This is a genomic window from Lactobacillus taiwanensis DSM 21401 (assembly GCF_001436695.1).
GTDB lineage: Bacteria > Bacillota > Bacilli > Lactobacillales > Lactobacillaceae > Lactobacillus > Lactobacillus taiwanensis.
In genome coordinates this window covers 1-344 of sequence record NZ_AYZG01000026.1, presented here as the reverse complement: position 1 = coordinate 344, position 344 = coordinate 1, and the positions used below count along the sequence as shown (strand labels likewise).

Sequence of the window (344 nt, the reverse complement as noted above, 5' to 3'; positions counted from 1 at the left end):
TTAAGTAACTCAGTAAGCATGAGTGAAAGCTTAAGCAACTCAGTAAGCATGAGTGAAAGCTTAAGTAACTCAGTAAGCATGAGTGACAGCCTAAGCAACTCAGTAAGTATGAGCGAGAGCTTAAGTAACTCAGTAAGCATGAGCGACAGCTTGAGTAACTCAGTAAGTATGAGTGAGAGCTTGAGTAACTCAGTAAGTATGAGCGAAAGCTTATCTAACTCGGTATCAATGAGTGAAAGCTTGAGTAACTCAGTAAGCATGAGTGAGAGCTTAAGTAACTCGGTATCGATGAGTGAAAGTTTAAGTAACTCAGTAAGTATGAGTGAAAGTTTGAGTAACTCAGT

Annotated in this window: 1 pseudogene; it reads right to left on the bottom strand. The window is 39.2% G+C overall.

From position 1 onward, the window contains the following. Nucleotides 1–344, bottom strand: a pseudogene (locus tag FD18_RS09740) (hypothetical protein); the annotation flags it as partial.